The sequence below is a fragment of the Terrisporobacter othiniensis genome, from assembly GCF_000808015.1.
GTDB classification, from domain to species: domain Bacteria; phylum Bacillota; class Clostridia; order Peptostreptococcales; family Peptostreptococcaceae; genus Terrisporobacter; species Terrisporobacter muris.
On the sequence record NZ_JWHR01000156.1, the window covers coordinates 14839 to 32357 of the forward strand.

A 17519-nucleotide genomic window follows, 5' to 3' on the forward strand; every position below is an offset into this window, starting at 1 on the left:
CTTTCTTTACTACCAACGTGTATCTTCTAATCCACAGAATGAATCAACAGGATCAATACCTTTAAATTCACAACGACCTAATAATTTTTCTACTAATGCATCCAATGTATGCTCATTTTTATCATAGCAGTTTATATAAGTCTTAACTTGTGGTACATCTGCTAAATGGAATGGTGAACATAAAGATACAAATATAGTAGGTAATTCATGTATATACCATGGTATATCTGGAGTTCCTTTACTCATTTTCCACTCTATTCTTTGAGTTGTTCCACCTGCATTATATACACTAGCTAATTGTATAACTAAATCATATTTATCAGTTAAATCAGTAATTGGAGCTTTAGCTGAATAAGCATTCATCATTATTTTTCCAGCTTCTTCTCTACTAACTTTCTTAACTTTATCTATTGGTGATTCATAAATCTCCACTTCAAACCCTTCTGCCTCTAACTTTTCTTTGAAGTATTCTGTAGATGTCTTTTTATTTCCAGCACCCACAAACATTGCCATTACTGGATTAGATATTTCTTGCTCTATAAGTAATATTCTTTTATTTTTTTCAACAGATATTGGAAGTATTGATTTATCAACATTCTTAACTAAAGTAATAGCTTCATCAGATATTTCCCTAGCTATGTTTTTAAATTCTTCACTACCTATTACGCTTAAACCTTCTTTTGGAGGAACTATATCCTTCTTGTCTTTTTTATGAAGACCTAAGTATGCTTTTGTTCCAAGTATTCTTCTTATAGCATCATTTAATCTTTCATCAGTTATTATGCCATTTTTATATCCATCCATCATATATCCAAAATCTTCATCTGGATCATTGAAGAATAAGAATAAATCACAACCTGCTGCAATTGATGCTGGTAACATATCACTACGCTTCATTCTAGATGTTAGCCCTGCCATGTGAGATGCATCAGTTACAACTAATCCGTTAAATTCTAATTGACCTTTCAATAAATCTGTTATTATAGCTTTACTTACAGTGGCAGGCATTATTTCACCATCTTCATCCAAGCTTTTATTGTATTTTCTTTCATAAGCAGGTAACATTATATGACCAACCATTATAGAATGTATACCTGCATCTATCATACCACTGTATACTTTTCCAAATGTTTTATCCCATTCTTCACAAGATAATGAGTTACTACTATTTGATAAATGTTGATCTCTTTCATCAACTCCATCCCCTGGGAAGTGTTTCATAGCACATATTCCATTACTCTCCATGAAACCTTTCATATATGCCTTACTCATTTCTAAAACTCTATCAGCATCATCACCAAATGTACGAGTTTGTATAACAGGATTTCTCCAGTTAAGCATTATATCTGTAACAGGTGCAAAAGTCCAGTTAGCTCCTATAGCTGCACATTCTATACCAGATACTCTACCCATTTCATAAGCATATTTGGCATCCCTTGTTGCACCTATTTTTATAGGAGTTCCTATTTCTGTACCACCCATGAAAGCTCCATTACCACCACTTTCAGCATTAGCAGCTATTAATAGAGGTATTTTTGAATTTTCTTGTAATATTCTATTTTGCTCTAATACCTTCTCAGCAGTTCCTGGATTATATCTAACTGCCCCAAACTTGTATTTATTTACCACATCTTTTAAATATTCTTCTTCTGTTGAAGACCCCATATTTATAAATAATTGTCCTATTTTCTCTTCTATAGTCATTGAGTTTAAAGTCTCTTCAACCCATGATATTCCTTCTTCATCCAAATAATATGGTTTTGCTTTTAAATTTACCATTTACTATCTCCTATATTTCTTTTTAATTTTACTAGCTATATATTAATCATCAATTTATTAGTTTTTTCCTTGGTGTAAATCTCTTAACTTGATTACGTTTTCTTGAACTACTTTTTTAGTTAAAGGATATGTAAACATAAGTAATAATCCTGCAATTATATAACAAATACCTGGGAATAATGTACTTAAAGTGTAAATACCTTCCTTTACGCTTTCAACCTGTACTGATGCTAAAGAATCATATCCTATAAATGTTAAAGCATACCCTGTAACAGCCCCAGCTACTGCTTGTGCTAATTTTCTAAGGAAAGAAACTAAACCATATACAGTTGCATCATTTCTTTCTCCTGTATTTATTTCACTATGATCTATTATATCTGTTATAAATGCCCATATTAATATATTAAATGTTGATATACCAAGTGTTACTAAAGCATACATAGCTATAAAAGTATATGCATTATCTACTTTCATAAAATATACAGCTAAGAATATCAGTCCTGATGATATTAAGCCTATCATAGAAAATTCACGTTTCCCTATTTTTTGTGATAAATTTGCAGCTACTGTACTAAGTAATAAAACAATTGGTAAACTTATGATGTTTAATATTGATAAAGCGTTTACATCATTAAAATAATCAATACATAAATATGTATTTATAGTTTGTCCCATAAGTGAACTAAATGTTAAAACTATTGATACTCCTACAAAAGAAATCATTGCTCTATCTGTTAATAAAGATTTAAATGTATCTACTAAAGAAAGTGATTTTTGATTTTCTTTAACTTCTGGCTTTATACGTTCTTTTGTTAACATAAAGCATAAAATATAACATATAAATGCTGATATAGAAAATACTGCTACAACTATTGTAAATCTGTGAGGATCTATTATTTGATTCCCTGCAGCATCTGCACTATAAACAATTTGAGGTGTTACAGAACCTATTAATATACCAGCAAATGTAGCACCAAGATTTCTCCATGTAGAAAGAGATGCTCTTTGTTTTGTATCATCAGTCATAACTGACGCCATTGATCCATAAGGTATATTAATTGCAGTATAAAATACTGAACCCCATAATATATATGTTACAAACATTACTATTACTTTAATTGTCATAGATGCATTTGCTAAACTTTGTTGATACATCAAAAAGTTCATAAGAGCAACTGGACCAGATACTTTTAATATCCAAGAACGAAACTTGCCATGTTTTGTTGCCTTACTTCTATCTATTATACGGCCTATACCAATATCTGTAAAAGCATCTATACATCTAGCAACTAGAAAACATGTTCCAACCATGGCTGCACTTACACCCATAACCTTTGTATAGAATATCATAAAGTACATATTTGCAAAAATAAACATGAAATCGTTACCAAAGTCTCCAAATAAATACCCTAACTTATCTTTTATACCAAATGGCTTTTCTTCTTTCACTAAATACTCTAAATTCTTTGCTTCACTTAAATTCATTTTTTTCCCCCTATAAGTATAAAATTAGTATATAAATCTAACTTAAAAAAACTTACTGTTTTTTCCAAAAATATTTTATAAATATTCTCCTTTCGTGCTATAATTGTGACTTGTAAGTTATTCATCTTGATTATATACTAGTATACTTCATTTATGTTATAATAAATTTTACATAATTTTGTGTAATTTTTGTGTGATTTGTTAAAAATTTATTTTATTTTTGTGGATGGTGAAAAATGCTTATAACAAACTTTAATTACAATGATTTTTATAATTTTATGGTCTCTATTTTAGATAGTTCATTTAATATTAGTATTACAAAAATACATGATTCTTCTGATTTCAATAATTATGTAGATATTGAATTTAGAAAAATTGTTTGGCCAGATTGTAATTATGAATATAATGCCAATATGAATGAACTTTTACAAATGAAAAAAGGGGCTTTATGTGTGTTACAAAGCGCTATGGATTTTATAACAATAGTATTTTCTTTTCCTGAAGAAATTTCCAACGATATAATAATTATTGGCCCATTTTTGGAGGTTGAACCAGACGATAGGTTTATAATTAATTTATTAAACAAAAATAATTTACCTGAAGGTTTGAGGAAAACAATTTCAACTTATTATAATTCTCTACCTCTAGCAAATTCGTTAAATGTAATTTCAACTTTACATACAGTTTTAGGATTATTTATTTCAGATTACAATCCGTCAAATATATATGGTGTGGATTTTTCTAAAAATAAACCAAAATTATCAGGTTATAATTATGATGATTCTGAATTTTATATACAATATTATAGAAAATATAAATCTTATTTAGAAGACATATTTAAATGTATTAGATTAGGAGTAGATGCTACAAATATATTAAATGACTATATTGAACTAACTGGTATTTTAAAAGTTAGTTGCATTGATAAGCTTAAAAAGAACTTATATATTCTAAATACTCAATTTGAATCAGAATTATTAAAGGAGCCTCTATCTCCTGTGCAAGTGCACCAACTTTACCTTAAAAATCAACAAGAAATAGAGCAGGAAACAAGTAGAGTTAAATTAATAAAACTCCCTTACAAAATCTTAAAAAAATACAGTAGTTTACTTTTAAATTACAATTTACAAAAATACTCCTATACAGTACGCGCTGCTATAGAATATATTAATATAAACTTGCAAAATAATTTGTCTTTATCAACTATATCAGAGGCTATCAATAAAAATCCTTCTTTTTTATCTAGCCAATTTAAAAAAGAAACTGGTAGCACCATAACAAGATATATTCAAGAAAAACGAATCGAGGAATCAATTCGTATGCTTACATATACGGATTTGACTATCCAAGAAATTTCTCATTTGGTTGGTATTGATGATTTAAGCTGGTTTTCTAAATTATTTAAAAATATAACTAATATGTCTCCTACTAAGTACAGAGCTAATATGCATAACTCTGAAAAGAAGATATCACATTAAAAAACAGGCATACATTTTTGTAATACAAATGTATGCCTGTTTTTATTTTACTGTCTTTATATTAAATTTATGAACATATTGCCAGTTTAATAATAAAAGGCAGAGAATAAATCTCTGCCTAGAATAACATTATATTGCTATTTTATTGTAGTTTCTAATCTTCTTATTCAGCATAGTCAATTACATGCTGAAAATCAACCCAATTATGAACAGCATTCAAATTCAGGCGATGGAACTTGAATATCAAAGCAAAGTAGTGCTCTTGAAGTAGTATTTGCAGTAGTAGTGTTTATTGTTACATGGTCTATATTAGCTGCTATAATTACACCCATTTCATTTGGAGCTACTATTATTTGTTTATCGCCTGCAGTGAAAGTAATATTTCTTCTTCCTAAATTTGTTAATATTATTGTTCCAGTTACGGCAAAATTATTAGAGTTTCTATAAACAACTGTTCCATCATCATCAGTAGCAGTTGCTGTTATGCTAAATTGTTGCTTAACAAATCCTTGGCAACATTCACTCTTTATATTACATTCTACTTTTTCATCACGATCTGGTCTTTCATGACAATCTGGTCTTTCATACCATTCTCCACAACATTTATTATACATACTAAAACCATCTCCTTTTAATTGGACAACCTTGATTGATTGTCCTTATTTTATAATACTATTTATACGAATTTTTGTTACACATATTTCTACAAATTTCTACTTTTTTCGCAATATGTAGTTGTTACTCATCAAATTACTATTTATATCTATGATATTAAAAATATGGTTACTTTCATTGCATTGAAATTGTGATGGAACTTTTAGCCAAATAGTTAATTGTATTTGTATTTTTAATATTTTATTGATACAATTTATACGAAAATATATAATAGTGAGGTTTCTAATGCATAAAAATAAAGACGAAATAAAAAAAGAATTTAATGATGCTAATATTCGGCTAAAAGAAGATATAAAAAAAATAAATGAAGATTACAAAATGAAGGCTCAAGAAAGAAAGAGAAAAATAGAAGAAAAGAGAAATAAGGAAAGAGAAGAATATGCAAAAACAAAGAAAGTAAATTATTGGAGTCCTACTTGTTGGGAGACAATGAGCGATAAAAAACTAAAGATAGTTAACACATTTTCAAAATCTCTTGGTATATTTTGTCTTGTTTTTGGTTTATTAATTTTCTTTGGAGCGGGAGATAAAGCAAGTATTTTTATCATAGTACTGAGTTTATATTTCTTGTATTTTGATCCTAGACGATTTGCTAATTCATCTAAAAATAATAAAAAACATTAATTAGAATATTCTTTATTAAGAGCATAAAATAAAATGGCTAGGTTTGATACACTAACATATATCATTCCTAGCCATGTTTTAATATCCACTAAAACAGATTTTTTCGTGAATACTTTATTTTATAATACTTGTTTCACAATATATTAATATTGTTCATCAAGCATACTTATAAAAAATTATAATAGTTAAAAACTACTCTGCATTATTTTTACAGGTATACTTTAAGTCACCATCACTTACAAATAATATCTCATATTCATTACTGTATGGATCTTTTACTGGAATTATCTCACTATAATATATAGGAATCTCTTCCCAATACCACCTTAATGTATCATAAGGTATTTGACCATACCCCTTTACTAATATACTGTTTACATATTTTCTTAATATAAGTTTATCAGCTATCAAAACTTCTTTTATATCTTTATCAAATTTTATAAACGCTCCTTTATCTTCATTCATTCTAACTGAAAGTAAATTATCATTCATTAAATTTTCATCTACTTTTGTTAATACCTCAATTGGCAAATAACTTAACCACTCTATAGACTTTAAAAATTCTATTTTTTCATATTTAAAGTGTGACTTGCAGTATAACTTGTCGATATCATCATATTTATCTAATCCTTTCAATTTATTGTCGATGAATTCATTATCTTCAAAATATGAATGAAAAGGTAAGCAAAAAGGAGATAAATCTTCTGGAACAAAACATATATTTCCTATTACAAAATCAATTAAGTTAGTAACTTTATTAAAGAATTCTTCCAGGTAATTTACTACCTTATTATAGTTTTCTCCACAAGTATATCCACCAATATTCCACTGAATACCACCAAAATATCCAGATTCTTTATTTAAATTATATTCTTCCTCCATATAAAGTACCTGATAAACAAAACCTATATCAGCTCCACCACCATTTTGAATATATTTTTTATGCTCAATATTTAATTTTATCAAAACATTTTTTTATCTTTTTAATGTCTCTTAAATTTTTATTATTTATTATAGATGAAATAATAAAGTCTTCGTCAATGTTCTCGAAAAAAGTATTATAAACCAAATTACTTAACTCAATAACTTGTTCTTTTGTTGCCCTTTTGAACTCTAAATGAATTTGTATATTTCTTATATCATATCCTTCTTCACTCATAAAAGTACTTTTTCTCAACATAACTTCTACTCTCCCTTAAAACTAGCTTCTTAAATTCCTATTTATCTATCTGATATAAAAATCATCTTTATTTCTCAATATATAACATTTGAAAACTAAAATAAGCTAGTAAAATTTTTACTAGCTTATTTTAGTTTACTTAATCAATAATATTTTGAAAAATATTACTTAGAATAACTGTCCTTCCCTAACTTCCTTCACCTTAGGAGTAAATTCCTTATCAAACTCATCCACTTCATCATCACTCACATTGTAACAATCATCGAAAACATAATAACCATTTATATTATCCAAAGCACCTTCTTTAAGAACTTTCACCATGAAAAATGGAGCTTCATCTTCCACAGGTATTCCTTCCATATGAATGCCATATTTTGATGCTGGCTCAAAACCAAATCTAGTATAATAATTATCATCTCCAGTAATAAGAACAGCAGAGTAACCTAGTCTAGTAGCTTTTTGTAAAGATATGCTAATCAATTTGCTTCCTATGCCATTTCCTTGGAACTCTGGCATAATACTCAGTGGTCCAAAAGTTATAAAAGTTTCATTGTCAACGCCCTTAACTTGTCCCTTTGTACAAACTATATGACCAATAATTTTATTATCATATAAAGCAACTAGCTCTAAATCTTCAATAGATTTTTTATCTTTATGTATATTATTTACCACCAAATGCTCACAACATCCTGGTTTATAAACATTCCAAAAGGCTTCTCTTGTTAAAATTTCCACATCTTTATAGTCATTTTCTTCTATTTTTCTTATAACTAAACTCATATACCATCCTCCTGAAAATAATAATTTTAATTCCATATTTCATAATTTATGTATCTTATTTTATTATAACATATTCTTATATTTTACTACATTAATATAAGGTTACTTGTGACAAATATACCCTTTCTTCCCACATATAACTTACTAAGATATTTTTCAACTTTATATGAATTTTACTAACTATTATATAAGTAGAAAGTGAAATTCCTTTACAAAAAATTTAAGGAGGTAATAATATGGCAGTAGTTTCAACTCCCAATTTTTCATCTATCAAAGTTAAATTTGATCATGGTACAGATTTAAATGGAGATAGAGTAATAAAAACTAAGACTTATTCTAGCATAAAATCAGGTGCTACAAACGACAATATAATGTCTGTTGTAATTGCTATATCAGACTTACAACAACATACTTTATGTGGTACAAATAGAGTGGACAACTCATCATTATCTGAATAGTTTATAAATTTAGGAGGTTAAATTATGGATGAAAAAAGACTTTTAATGACGTTTAAAAATACTTTAGGTAATAGCTTTACTATTACTGTGGACGACCCAAGAGAAGACTTGGAAGAACAGGAAATAATAGATGCTATGAATTTGATCAAAGACAAAAACATCTTCCAACCAAAGGGTTATGACATAGCCGCATGTATATCTGCTAAAGTAGTTGACTCTACAACTACTGAGTACGATTTGGAAGTATAGTAATCGAGGTGATCTAATGGATAATTTTCAATCTATCATAGCAAACCTGGGCTTTCCCATTGCCATTTCTCTCTATTTATTAGTTAGAATTGAAGGAAAGCTGCAAAGTTTGACAGATAGTATAAATGATTTATCCAGAAATATTATCAAACTTAATAAGTAGAGCTTCTCATTTAAAATAGAAGAGCTATTGTAAATTCCCCCATTTACAATAGCTCTTTTTTAGTCCATAAATTTAATTAAAGATTTCATACTTTTAAAGATAATTGATTTCTCATAATTTTCTTAATAAACAATTAACAATCACCTGATTGTGATATAATTTAATATATAATATTACCATTTTTTTCAAACTTTTTAATAGATTCTAGGAGGAGTTATTTATGCAATCACAAGAAAAATATCCCATAGGTGAAGTTGAAAGAATCTGCAACGTTCCTATAAAAACTTTGCGATACTACGATTCCATAAATTTAGTAATACCTTATTTCAGAGATGAAAAAAGTGGTTACAGGTATTACAACAAAGAACAAATGGTTACTATTTGTATTATTCGTAAATTAAGAATGTTAGGATTTGGATTAAAAGAAATTCAAAACATTATAAATGATAACAGAGCTCATATTTTAGAAGAAAGTATTGACTCAAAACTAATAGAAATATCTAATGAAATAAAAAAACTGCAACAAAAATATACAGAGGGATATACATTTTCACAAAGATTGAAAAAGGGTGTGGATATTTTATCCCTATATTCAAAAGATGATCTTACATCAAAAGGCATAACCATAGAAGAGATTCCTCAATCTTACATACTTTTTACAAAAAAACAAATGAAAAATTATTCAAACAAAGATGTTTCCTTAGAAAGATGGGTTGAATTAATAAATTTATCCAATAAGTTAAATCTAGAAAATAAAGGTTCCATAGTTGTTACTTATTATTCAAATCCTTTGGAGCAATTTTTATATAAAGATCTTGATATTGAATTTGCTATGTATTTAAAATCTCCTATTGATTTTCCTAATTGCAAGAAGTTTGGTGGATTTACAGCTGCCACTACCATACATATTGGAGATTATTCTAACATAATAAATAAACATATAGAAATGATACAGTATCTAAATAAAAGCGGATACAAAATTAATGGTAATATTTCTGAGGAGTTTATTATTTCTCCATTTGATGTAAACAATCCTGACGAACACGTTACTAAAATAATAATACCTATTGAAAAACCATAACAAAAATGAAATCCTTGCAACAAAAAAGATATGTACCGTCACTAGACGATACATACCTTTTTTAATAATGTATTTAGGGATTCACACTATGGTGCATCTTAAGGGGCTAACACTAGGGTGTATTTTTAGGGGTTATATTACACCCTGTTCTCTTAATTCCTTTTCCTCTTCTTCTGTTAAACCAAATACCTCTGCATTATGCTGACCTAATAAAGGTGCTGGTGTATCTACACTACCTGGAGTTTCAGAAAGTTTCATAACACAGCCTTGGAAATATTGATCTCCAGCTGTTGGATGTTCACAGTGTACCATCATTTCACGTGCTTGAATATGAGGATGCTCAATAGCTTCCTTAACATTTAATATAGGTCCACATGGTATACCTGCTTTATCCATAATCTCTTCCATTTCTTTTTTAGTATAATCTTTGCACCAATCTCCAATTAGATTTTGTAAGTCAGGTACATAGTTTTTACAACGTAAGTCATTTGTTGCAAATCTTGGGTCTTCTAACAATTCTTCATGATTTATAGTTTTACAGAATTTCTCAAATAATCTATCATTACCAACACCAACAGCCACAAATCCATCTTTACATTCATATACGTCAAATGGAGCTATTGATGGGTCTATATTTCCATTACGCTCTGGTATAATTCCTGCCACTGTATAATTAACAAGGGCGTTTTCAAGTAAGCTAAATATTGTATCAACCATTGATACATCCACAAGTTGTCCTTCACCAGTTTTTTCTCTATTATAAAGAGCTATCAATAAACCTACTGTTAAGTAAATACCTGCCACGTGGTCTGCAATAGATGGTCCAACTTTTACTGGGTTATTTTCTTTGTAACCAGTAAGGTTAATCATTCCACCCATTGCTTGTGCTACTATGTCATAACAAGCTCTGTGTGAAATTGGACTATTTTGACCAAAGCCTGAACCAGATGCATATATAATAGAAGGGTTTACTTTTTTAACTGACTCATAATCTATTCCCAGCCTTTTTGTAACTCCTCCTTTGTAATTTTCCACAACCACGTCTGCATCTTTAACTAAATCGAAAAACATTTCTTTACCTTTTTCTGACTTAAGGTTAAGAGTAACACCTTTTTTATTACGGTTTACATAGCAATAAAAGCCACTTTCACCACTTTTCTCATCTATTGGACCCCATTCACGACATTGGTCACCATTTATAGGCTCAATTTTTATAACATCAGCACCATAGTCCGCCAATATCATTGTGCAAAAAGGTCCATTTAATGCTGAAGTAAGATCTACAACTTTTAATCCTTCAAGTGCCTTTTTCATGATTAATACTCTCCTTTATCTTCTATTTTAAAAAGTTTCGTAAACAAATTGTCCTACTGTTGATAGTACTGGTTCAGGAAGTACATCTATTGAACTTGGGAATGGTGGCTCTTTTGGAACTTCTATAACTTTGAAAGCTCTTACTTCTATTAATGCACGATTTCCATCGATTTTTTTAGTTCTTGCTATATATTCCATATAATCACCTGCTTGAGATGGTGTATATAAACGTATTTTTTTAACTTCCACGCAGTGACCTGTATTTCCAAATACCTTAGCCATTAGTCTTATGGCTGCATCATTCATAAGTGTTATATTTCTAGCTCCATTTATAAGTCCTCCAAGGTAAAAAACATCTCTATTTGACATTCTATAACGAAATGTTACTGTCTGTTGTTCATTCATAATTCAATTCCCCTTTTCATAATATTTTTTATTTAAATTTTAATTATATTTCTGCTTCAGCTTCCTCTGGAAAATCATCAAGTGGGAACCATGGATCTGTAACTATACCATCTGGTTGCTCTCCACGTTGTAAATGTTTTTTAACTACCAAACGAACATATCCTTCTGTACAAAGAACTGGCTCATCAAACCAAATCATATCACCTTTTTTACAATCTGTTTTTCCTTCACGAAATGCTGGAGTAGCAAGTTTATAAACTTCTATTTTGCAATCACGAGATGAATTTCCAACTTTTATTAATGTAGCTTTGTAATCAACCATATCTCCCACATAAACATCTTTATAACATTTAACATCGTGATATCCTAGGCAAAGTGACTCATCACCATCACACAAAATCATTTCTTCTGTTTCCACGTCACCTATAAAATCAAACTGACGTCCAATTGATATTAATCCATCTGGGTTAGCTGCATCTGCAGTTGTCATGTTATAACTTAAAAAAGACTCTTTTCTCATAATAATTCCTCCAAATTTTTATTTAACTAACAACATCATCTATCTTCTCTCTCTTACATCTAAATATGAAGTATCCAATAATGGCAACAAGAACTGTCCATGGAACCCATGCAAGTTTTTCAGATGATAGAGGAAGTGCCTCATAGAATTTATTTATTATGCCTAAATCTATATTTAATTTAATTCCATAAGCGTAAATTGTATCAATAGCACCAAATACTAAGGCTGTTATCATTGCATAAGAACACACCTTTAAGTTTTTTTCATTTTGGTTGTTTGGCATAATAGCATAGTATATTACCAGTACTATTGCTGCTGGATATATTCCATCAAGTATAGGCCCTAATAATTCAAGTATTGATGAAAGTCCCATGCAACCGAATATTGTACTAAGTACTAATATGGAAATAGATGCCTTCTTGTAATCAATTTTTCCCTGTGTTGTGTCTACGAAAAATTCTGCGCATCCAGAAGTCATTCCTATTGCAGTAGTAAGAGCTGCAAAGAATAGTGCTACTGAAAATAAAACTCCACCAGCTTTTCCTAATAATTGTGTAGCAACTTCCGTATAAAGAGCTGTGTATGTTAAATCTATTGTGCCTCCTGTTGAAGCACCTATTAACATATGACATAGATGTGTAAGAGTTAAAAGTGCAATACCTATTATGCCTACTCTAATAATGTTTTTGCTCATACGATCTTCTGAAATACCCTTTTCTTTTAATGAGTTTAATATAACTACGCCAAATATTAGGGCACAAAGTATTTCCGCTGTTGCATATCCATTAGTAAAACCATAGGAAAAAGCTGAACCTTCATAAGATTTTGCCACTGGTGTTGATATTGGATCTATAAGTCCCTTACCTACAACGATTATTACAATAATAATAAGTAGTGGGAATAAAATCTGAGAGATACGATCCATTGTTTTCCCTGGGCTAATTAAAAACACATAAGTTACTAGATAAAATATAATTGTAAATATAATAAGTGGTAATCTAGATTGTGAATTTAGTCCAAATGCTTGAACTATTGAGTCCCATGCTGCTGCGCTCATACGAGGAATAGCATATAGGGGACCAAGTATTACAATTGTTAATACTGTATAAAATTTTCCTAATTTATTTCCTAAAACACGAGTTGCAATTTTACTATAACTACCATTTCCTCTTGATAAAGCAACATAAGCAAGTAGTGTAAGTAACAATGATGTGATAAACGCACCAGCAAAAGCTATTAATACAGATGAGCCACTTTCTTTTCCCCAGTTCATTGGCCAAACCATGCTAGATGCCCCAAAGTGCATGGAAAACAATGCCCCACCCATCATAAATAAAGCAGGTAGTTTTAAATCTCCATTTTTATTTAAATTATTCATTTATATCCTCCATACATCTATTGCTTATTTATTTTCTTTGGCTTCTCTTATGCTGTCTATCATCATTGGAACAATTTTAAATAAATCTCCATTTATACCAAAGTCAGCACAATCAAATATTGGTGCTTTCTCGTCTTTGTTTACTGCAATAATCAAATCTGAGTCTTGCATACCTGCTTTGTGTTGAATTGCTCCTGATATACCTAAGGCAACATATACTTTTGGATGAACTGTTTTTCCTGTTTGACCTACTTGGTGATCTGCTGATAACCATCCAGAATCTATAACAGCACGGCTACCTCCAACAACTCCTCCACCAAAAGCATCTGCAAGTTCATTAGCAAGTTTTATTCCTTTTTCAATATCTTTACTAATTCCACGACCTACAGAAACAATAATATCTGCTCCTACAAGGTCAACCATTTGTTTAGCTTCTTTTACAACTTCAAGTACTTTTGTCTTTAAATCTTTTTCATCTATGTTAACTGGATAAATTTCTACTTCACAAGAACTTGCTTTTTCTTCACTAAACTCGACTTTTTTCATAACTCCTGGTCTAACAGTTGACATACAAGGTCTAAATCTAGGACATATTATAGTAGCCATTAAATGACCACCAAAAGCAGGTCTTGTCATTTTTAAATTTGTATCTTCCATTTTGAATTTTGTTTTTGATAAATCAAGAGTAGAAGATGTTTTTATAAATTCCACATAATTATTCATATCTATATCAAGATGTGTACAGTCTGCTGTAAGTCCTGTGTGCAGTCTAGCTGCACATCTTGGTGCCAAATCTCTTCCTATATTAGACGCACCAATTAAAATAACTTCTGGTTTTTTGTCCATTACTACATCACAAAATACTTTTGTATATGCATCTGTAGTATATTGCTCAAGATTTTCATCATCACAAACTATTATTTTGTCAGCTCCATAACCACCTAACTCTTTTGCCAAATGACTTATGTTATGACCAAGTAATACTCCTATTAATTTTGCTCCTTTTTCATCAGCTAATTTTCTACCTTCACTTATTAATTCAAAATTTGTATTCATTAACTGTCCATGACGTTGTTCACAAAATACCCAAATATCTTTAAATTCTTCTATATGAGAACTATTGAATTCCATATTTGTTGTCTCCTTTCATTATTAAATAACATGTAATTTTTTCAATTCATCTACTAAATTGGCAACTGTTTCTTTACTATCACCTTCAAGCATTTTTCCAACGCCTTTTTGTGGAGGTGTAAATGACTTAAATATATTTGTAGGAGAACCTTTAAGTCCTATAGTATCTACTTCAATCAATGGCTCATCTTTTAGAGCATTAAAATCAAGAACAGTAAGCTCTTTAGAATAACATTCCATAATTCCATTAATAGTCATATAACGAGGTACTATATTATCTTCTTTTACACATGTTATAAGACAAGGAGTTTCAACATCCACCATCATATATCCGTCTTCAAGCATACGTTTTATAGTTAATTTGTTTTTATCTTTTTTAATTGTTGCTGCATAAGTAACTTGAGGTATGTTTAATTTTTCTGCAATTTGTGGTCCAACTTGAGCTGTATCTCCATCTATTGCTTGACGTCCACAGAAAATTATATCTTCATCACTTATACCTAAATGAGTAATTGCTGCTGCTATAATTTGTGATGTGGCAAAAGTGTCTGAACCACCAAATTCACGAGAAGATATTAAAACAGCGTCATTCGCTCCCATTGCAAGAATTTCACGAAGCATATTTTCTGCTTGAGGAGGTCCCATTGTTACTGCTGTTACTTTGCATCCTAGTTCATCTTTTATTTCTAAAGCTTGCTCTATTGCAACCATATCATCAGGATTTATAATAGTAGCCATAGATCCACGATTAAGTGTTCCATCTGGGTTAACAGCTACTTTTCCAGATGTGTCTGGTACTTGTTTAACACAAACATAAATTCTCATTATTTCATCCACTCCTTTTTCCCTATTTCATAACTGCTCTTGCTATAACTACTTTGTGAATTTCAGAAGTTCCCTCATAAATTTCAGTAATCTTAGCATCACGATACATTCTTTCAAGTGGGTAGTCTTTCATATAACCATATCCACCATGAATTTGGAGTGCCAAATTCGTTACAAAACGTGCATTTTCTGCCGCATTAAGTTTACACATAGCAGCCTCTGTTGTGTGAGGTTTGCCTGCATCTTTTAAATATGCTGCCTTATAAACAAGTGACTGCGCTGCTTCTGTTTTAGTTGCCATATCAGCTATATACCACTGAATTCCTTGTAAAGCACCTATAGGTTTTCCAAACTGAATACGTTCTTTTGTATATTTAACTGATAGTTCCAAAGCTCCCTGAGCTACACCTACTGCTTGAGCACCTGTTCCTATACGAGCACCATCAAGTGCTTGCATTGCTATTTTAAATCCTTGACCTTCTTTTCCCAAAAGGTTAGATGCCGGAACTCTACAATCTTCAAATATCAACTCCGCAGTTTCTGAACCAGCAAGACCCATTTTCGACTCTACTTTACCAATACTAAATCCTGGAGTTCCTTTTTCAACTATTATTGCTGACATACCCTTTAGTCCCTTTTCTGGTTGAGTTAGAGCAAATACTATTAACACTTCTGCACGGCTGCCTCCAGAAATAAAACATTTAGTACCATTTAGCACATACTCATTTGTTTCAGGGTCAAATATGGCAGTAGTTTTTGCTGAACCTGCATCAGAACCTGCATTTGGTTCAGTTAAAGCAAAAGCTCCCAAAGATCCGCCCTTAGTAAGTTTTGGTAGGAATTTTTGTTTTTGTTCTTCATTACCATGTTTATAAATAGCGTGAGGAGCTATTAAATGGATTGATAATATGGCTGCTGAAGACATACATTTCTTTGCAAACTCACTAACTGCCAATACTTCTTCCAAAGCACCGCCACCTGAACCACCATACTCTTTTGGAACACCAATACCTGTGAATCCTACTTCTGCCATTTTCTTGAAGTTATCTACTGGAAAAGTATGCTCCTTATCAATTTCTGCTGCTACTGGATCTAATTGTTCATCTGCAAATTGTTGAGCCAACTTTTTTATCATTTCTTGCTCTTTACTTAATGAAAAATCCATGTGTTATTCCATCCTTTCTCAATTTATTTCCCATACATCTCTAATCAATTTTTACTTAATTTTTTATTTCTCTTAATTACTACTTTTGCTTAATTACTTCATTGATATTTTTTTAATTTATCATCTTAATTAAGTTATATCTTCTATAGCGACTGTACTGTCAACTGTTTAAAACTTGCTAATTTCAAGGCCTTTAATTGATATAATCAAAACTCTCCACCCACTGTATCCTCCTAAAAAACTTTTTTTAGATATTTTGCTTATGTATATAAAGAAAACAAGAATTTTTTAGCTTTTCATATCTAAAATCCCCTTGTTTTTTTGGTAGACTTTTCTTGTGAAATAATTATTTTCCTCATAAAAAATTTGCTTTGCTTGAGCGACGTGTCGGCGAAACACTTTAAGCCACTGCGTGGGCTCTTCCTTACAATTAAAAAATGACCTATAAATAGGTCATAAAAAAGAGCATTAAATCTTAATGCTCTAGTGTTTCATATTATTTTAATCTTTTGACTAATATCCTTGTGAGGGCATAGCCTTTGAGTAAATATTATAATGTTTTTCATAACAATAAAATGGTTGTTCTTTTTCTAAGAAACTCATCTACCCAACAAGTTTATAGTTAAATTTTCTAAACAATGAATTCATCTTAGTATTTATAGAATAAGTATCTGTTTTTAAATAATTTACTTCATTTTTAATTTCTAATTCTTCTGCAAAATTCATTAAGACATCTATTTATTTGTCTATTTTCTTCTTTAATTATACAATTGTATACCTACTTTCGTAAAAAAATAAGAGCATATGCTCCTATTTAACTTTATATAAG

Annotated in this window: 20 protein-coding genes; 6 read left to right on the forward strand and 14 right to left on the reverse strand. The window is 30.1% G+C overall.

What is annotated here, in order from left to right:
* Positions 1-9 precede the first annotated feature (9 nt).
* Together QX51_RS18170 and QX51_RS18175 are read right to left on the reverse strand one after the other, a co-directional pair.
* Positions 10-1779: a glycoside hydrolase family 3 protein gene (locus QX51_RS18170; protein ID WP_039681314.1), complete on the reverse strand. Its 1770-nt coding sequence runs from the start codon at positions 1777-1779 to the stop codon at positions 10-12.
* 57 nt (positions 1780-1836) lie between these two features.
* Entirely contained in the window at positions 1837-3264 is a 1428-nt protein-coding gene (locus QX51_RS18175) for an MFS transporter (protein ID WP_052233166.1), read from the reverse strand.
* A gap of 236 nt (positions 3265-3500) precedes the next feature.
* On the opposite strand from QX51_RS18175, the gene QX51_RS19725 reads away from it, so the two are divergent.
* Positions 3501-4742 (forward strand): AraC family transcriptional regulator, encoded by a 1242-nt coding sequence (locus QX51_RS19725; RefSeq protein ID WP_052233167.1) that lies wholly within the window; start codon positions 3501-3503, stop codon positions 4740-4742.
* Positions 4743-4945: 203 nt separating this feature from the next.
* On the opposite strand, the gene QX51_RS18185 is transcribed toward QX51_RS19725, so the two are convergent.
* Complete coding sequence (locus QX51_RS18185) at positions 4946-5356, reverse strand: S-Ena type endospore appendage (RefSeq protein WP_039681315.1); 411 nt, start codon at positions 5354-5356, stop codon at positions 4946-4948.
* A 286-nt stretch (positions 5357-5642) separates the two neighbouring features.
* On the opposite strand from QX51_RS18185, the gene QX51_RS18190 reads away from it, so the two are divergent.
* A complete protein-coding gene (locus tag QX51_RS18190) occupies positions 5643-6041 on the forward strand; it encodes a hypothetical protein (protein WP_039681316.1) in 399 nt (132 codons plus the stop codon).
* A 192-nt stretch (positions 6042-6233) separates the two neighbouring features.
* Here the strand turns inward: QX51_RS18190 and QX51_RS18195 are convergent, their stop codons facing one another.
* The 3 genes from QX51_RS18195 to QX51_RS18205 all read right to left on the reverse strand — a co-directional run bounded on the left by QX51_RS18195 (position 6234) and on the right by QX51_RS18205 (position 8001).
* Complete coding sequence (locus QX51_RS18195) at positions 6234-7007, reverse strand: hypothetical protein (RefSeq protein WP_039681317.1); 774 nt, start codon at positions 7005-7007, stop codon at positions 6234-6236.
* Positions 6988-7221 (reverse strand): hypothetical protein, encoded by a 234-nt coding sequence (locus QX51_RS18200; protein WP_039681318.1) that lies wholly within the window; start codon positions 7219-7221, stop codon positions 6988-6990. The genes QX51_RS18195 and QX51_RS18200 overlap by 20 nt, the downstream gene beginning before the upstream one ends.
* 168 nt (positions 7222-7389) lie before the next feature.
* Entirely contained in the window at positions 7390-8001 is a 612-nt protein-coding gene (locus QX51_RS18205) for a GNAT family N-acetyltransferase (RefSeq protein WP_039681319.1), read from the reverse strand.
* 236 nt (positions 8002-8237) lie between these two features.
* Between QX51_RS18205 and QX51_RS18210 the strand changes: the two genes are divergently transcribed.
* From QX51_RS18210 to QX51_RS18220, 4 genes are all read left to right on the forward strand, one after another.
* Entirely contained in the window at positions 8238-8459 is a 222-nt protein-coding gene (locus QX51_RS18210) for a DUF1659 domain-containing protein (RefSeq protein ID WP_039681320.1), read from the forward strand.
* Between the two features lie 24 nt (positions 8460-8483).
* Positions 8484-8708 carry a DUF2922 domain-containing protein gene (locus QX51_RS18215; protein ID WP_039681321.1) on the forward strand — a complete coding sequence of 75 codons (225 nt, stop codon included), beginning with the start codon at positions 8484-8486 and terminating at the stop codon, positions 8706-8708.
* 16 nt (positions 8709-8724) lie between these two features.
* Positions 8725-8871 carry a YvrJ family protein gene (locus QX51_RS21705; protein ID WP_074078898.1) on the forward strand — a complete coding sequence of 49 codons (147 nt, stop codon included), beginning with the start codon at positions 8725-8727 and terminating at the stop codon, positions 8869-8871.
* Positions 8872-9091: 220 nt separating this feature from the next.
* Positions 9092-9952: a MerR family transcriptional regulator gene (locus tag QX51_RS18220; protein ID WP_039681322.1), complete on the forward strand. Its 861-nt coding sequence runs from the start codon at positions 9092-9094 to the stop codon at positions 9950-9952.
* A 132-nt stretch (positions 9953-10084) separates the two neighbouring features.
* On the opposite strand, the gene QX51_RS18225 is transcribed toward QX51_RS18220, so the two are convergent.
* From QX51_RS18225 to QX51_RS21495, 8 genes are all read right to left on the reverse strand, one after another.
* Positions 10085-11266, reverse strand: coding sequence for a CaiB/BaiF CoA transferase family protein (locus QX51_RS18225; protein WP_039681323.1), 1182 nt, complete (start codon positions 11264-11266; stop codon positions 10085-10087).
* Positions 11267-11293: 27 nt separating this feature from the next.
* Complete coding sequence (locus tag QX51_RS18230) at positions 11294-11671, reverse strand: hypothetical protein (RefSeq protein ID WP_039681324.1); 378 nt, start codon at positions 11669-11671, stop codon at positions 11294-11296.
* A gap of 43 nt (positions 11672-11714) precedes the next feature.
* On the reverse strand, positions 11715-12191 hold the full coding sequence (locus QX51_RS18235) for a hypothetical protein (protein ID WP_039681325.1): 477 nt from the start codon (positions 12189-12191) through the stop codon (positions 11715-11717).
* Positions 12192-12213: 22 nt separating this feature from the next.
* The gene (brnQ, locus tag QX51_RS18240; RefSeq protein ID WP_039681326.1) at positions 12214-13569 is read right to left on the reverse strand and encodes a branched-chain amino acid transport system II carrier protein; all 1356 of its coding nucleotides are present in this window, start codon (positions 13567-13569) and stop codon (positions 12214-12216) included.
* Between the two features lie 24 nt (positions 13570-13593).
* The gene (acrA, locus tag QX51_RS18245) at positions 13594-14700 is read right to left on the reverse strand and encodes an acryloyl-CoA reductase electron transfer subunit beta (RefSeq protein WP_039681327.1); all 1107 of its coding nucleotides are present in this window, start codon (positions 14698-14700) and stop codon (positions 13594-13596) included.
* Positions 14701-14721: 21 nt separating this feature from the next.
* Positions 14722-15525, reverse strand: a complete 804-nt coding sequence (gene acrB / locus QX51_RS18250; protein WP_039681328.1) for an acryloyl-CoA reductase electron transfer subunit gamma — start codon at positions 15523-15525, stop codon at positions 14722-14724.
* 22 nt (positions 15526-15547) lie between these two features.
* Positions 15548-16690 (reverse strand): acryloyl-CoA reductase, encoded by a 1143-nt coding sequence (acrC, locus tag QX51_RS18255; RefSeq protein ID WP_039681329.1) that lies wholly within the window; start codon positions 16688-16690, stop codon positions 15548-15550.
* Between the two features lie 603 nt (positions 16691-17293).
* The gene (locus QX51_RS21495; RefSeq protein WP_257560399.1) at positions 17294-17416 is read right to left on the reverse strand and encodes a hypothetical protein; all 123 of its coding nucleotides are present in this window, start codon (positions 17414-17416) and stop codon (positions 17294-17296) included.
* Between the last annotated feature and the right edge of the window lie 103 nt (positions 17417-17519).

Bases quoted from the DNA above. Each gene is read 5' to 3' on its own strand.
- QX51_RS18170 (WP_039681314.1), bottom strand. From the start codon at position 1,779: ATGGTAAATTTAAAAGCAAAACCATATTATTTGGATGAAGAAGGAATA.
- QX51_RS18175 (WP_052233166.1), bottom strand. From the start codon at position 3,264: ATGAATTTAAGTGAAGCAAAGAATTTAGAGTATTTAGTGAAAGAAGAA.
- QX51_RS19725 (WP_052233167.1), top strand. From the start codon at position 3,501: ATGCTTATAACAAACTTTAATTACAATGATTTTTATAATTTTATGGTC.
- QX51_RS18185 (WP_039681315.1), bottom strand. From the start codon at position 5,356: ATGTATAATAAATGTTGTGGAGAATGGTATGAAAGACCAGATTGTCAT.
- QX51_RS18190 (WP_039681316.1), top strand. From the start codon at position 5,643: ATGCATAAAAATAAAGACGAAATAAAAAAAGAATTTAATGATGCTAAT.
- QX51_RS18200 (WP_039681318.1), bottom strand. From the start codon at position 7,221: ATGTTGAGAAAAAGTACTTTTATGAGTGAAGAAGGATATGATATAAGA.
- QX51_RS18205 (WP_039681319.1), bottom strand. From the start codon at position 8,001: ATGAGTTTAGTTATAAGAAAAATAGAAGAAAATGACTATAAAGATGTG.
- QX51_RS18210 (WP_039681320.1), top strand. From the start codon at position 8,238: ATGGCAGTAGTTTCAACTCCCAATTTTTCATCTATCAAAGTTAAATTT.
- QX51_RS18215 (WP_039681321.1), top strand. From the start codon at position 8,484: ATGGATGAAAAAAGACTTTTAATGACGTTTAAAAATACTTTAGGTAAT.
- QX51_RS21705 (WP_074078898.1), top strand. From the start codon at position 8,725: ATGGATAATTTTCAATCTATCATAGCAAACCTGGGCTTTCCCATTGCC.
- QX51_RS18220 (WP_039681322.1), top strand. From the start codon at position 9,092: ATGCAATCACAAGAAAAATATCCCATAGGTGAAGTTGAAAGAATCTGC.
- QX51_RS18225 (WP_039681323.1), bottom strand. From the start codon at position 11,266: ATGAAAAAGGCACTTGAAGGATTAAAAGTTGTAGATCTTACTTCAGCA.
- QX51_RS18230 (WP_039681324.1), bottom strand. From the start codon at position 11,671: ATGAATGAACAACAGACAGTAACATTTCGTTATAGAATGTCAAATAGA.
- QX51_RS18235 (WP_039681325.1), bottom strand. From the start codon at position 12,191: ATGAGAAAAGAGTCTTTTTTAAGTTATAACATGACAACTGCAGATGCA.
- brnQ (WP_039681326.1), bottom strand. From the start codon at position 13,569: ATGAATAATTTAAATAAAAATGGAGATTTAAAACTACCTGCTTTATTT.
- acrA (WP_039681327.1), bottom strand. From the start codon at position 14,700: ATGGAATTCAATAGTTCTCATATAGAAGAATTTAAAGATATTTGGGTA.
- acrB (WP_039681328.1), bottom strand. From the start codon at position 15,525: ATGAGAATTTATGTTTGTGTTAAACAAGTACCAGACACATCTGGAAAA.
- acrC (WP_039681329.1), bottom strand. From the start codon at position 16,690: ATGGATTTTTCATTAAGTAAAGAGCAAGAAATGATAAAAAAGTTGGCT.
- QX51_RS21495 (WP_257560399.1), bottom strand. From the start codon at position 17,416: ATGAATTTTGCAGAAGAATTAGAAATTAAAAATGAAGTAAATTATTTA.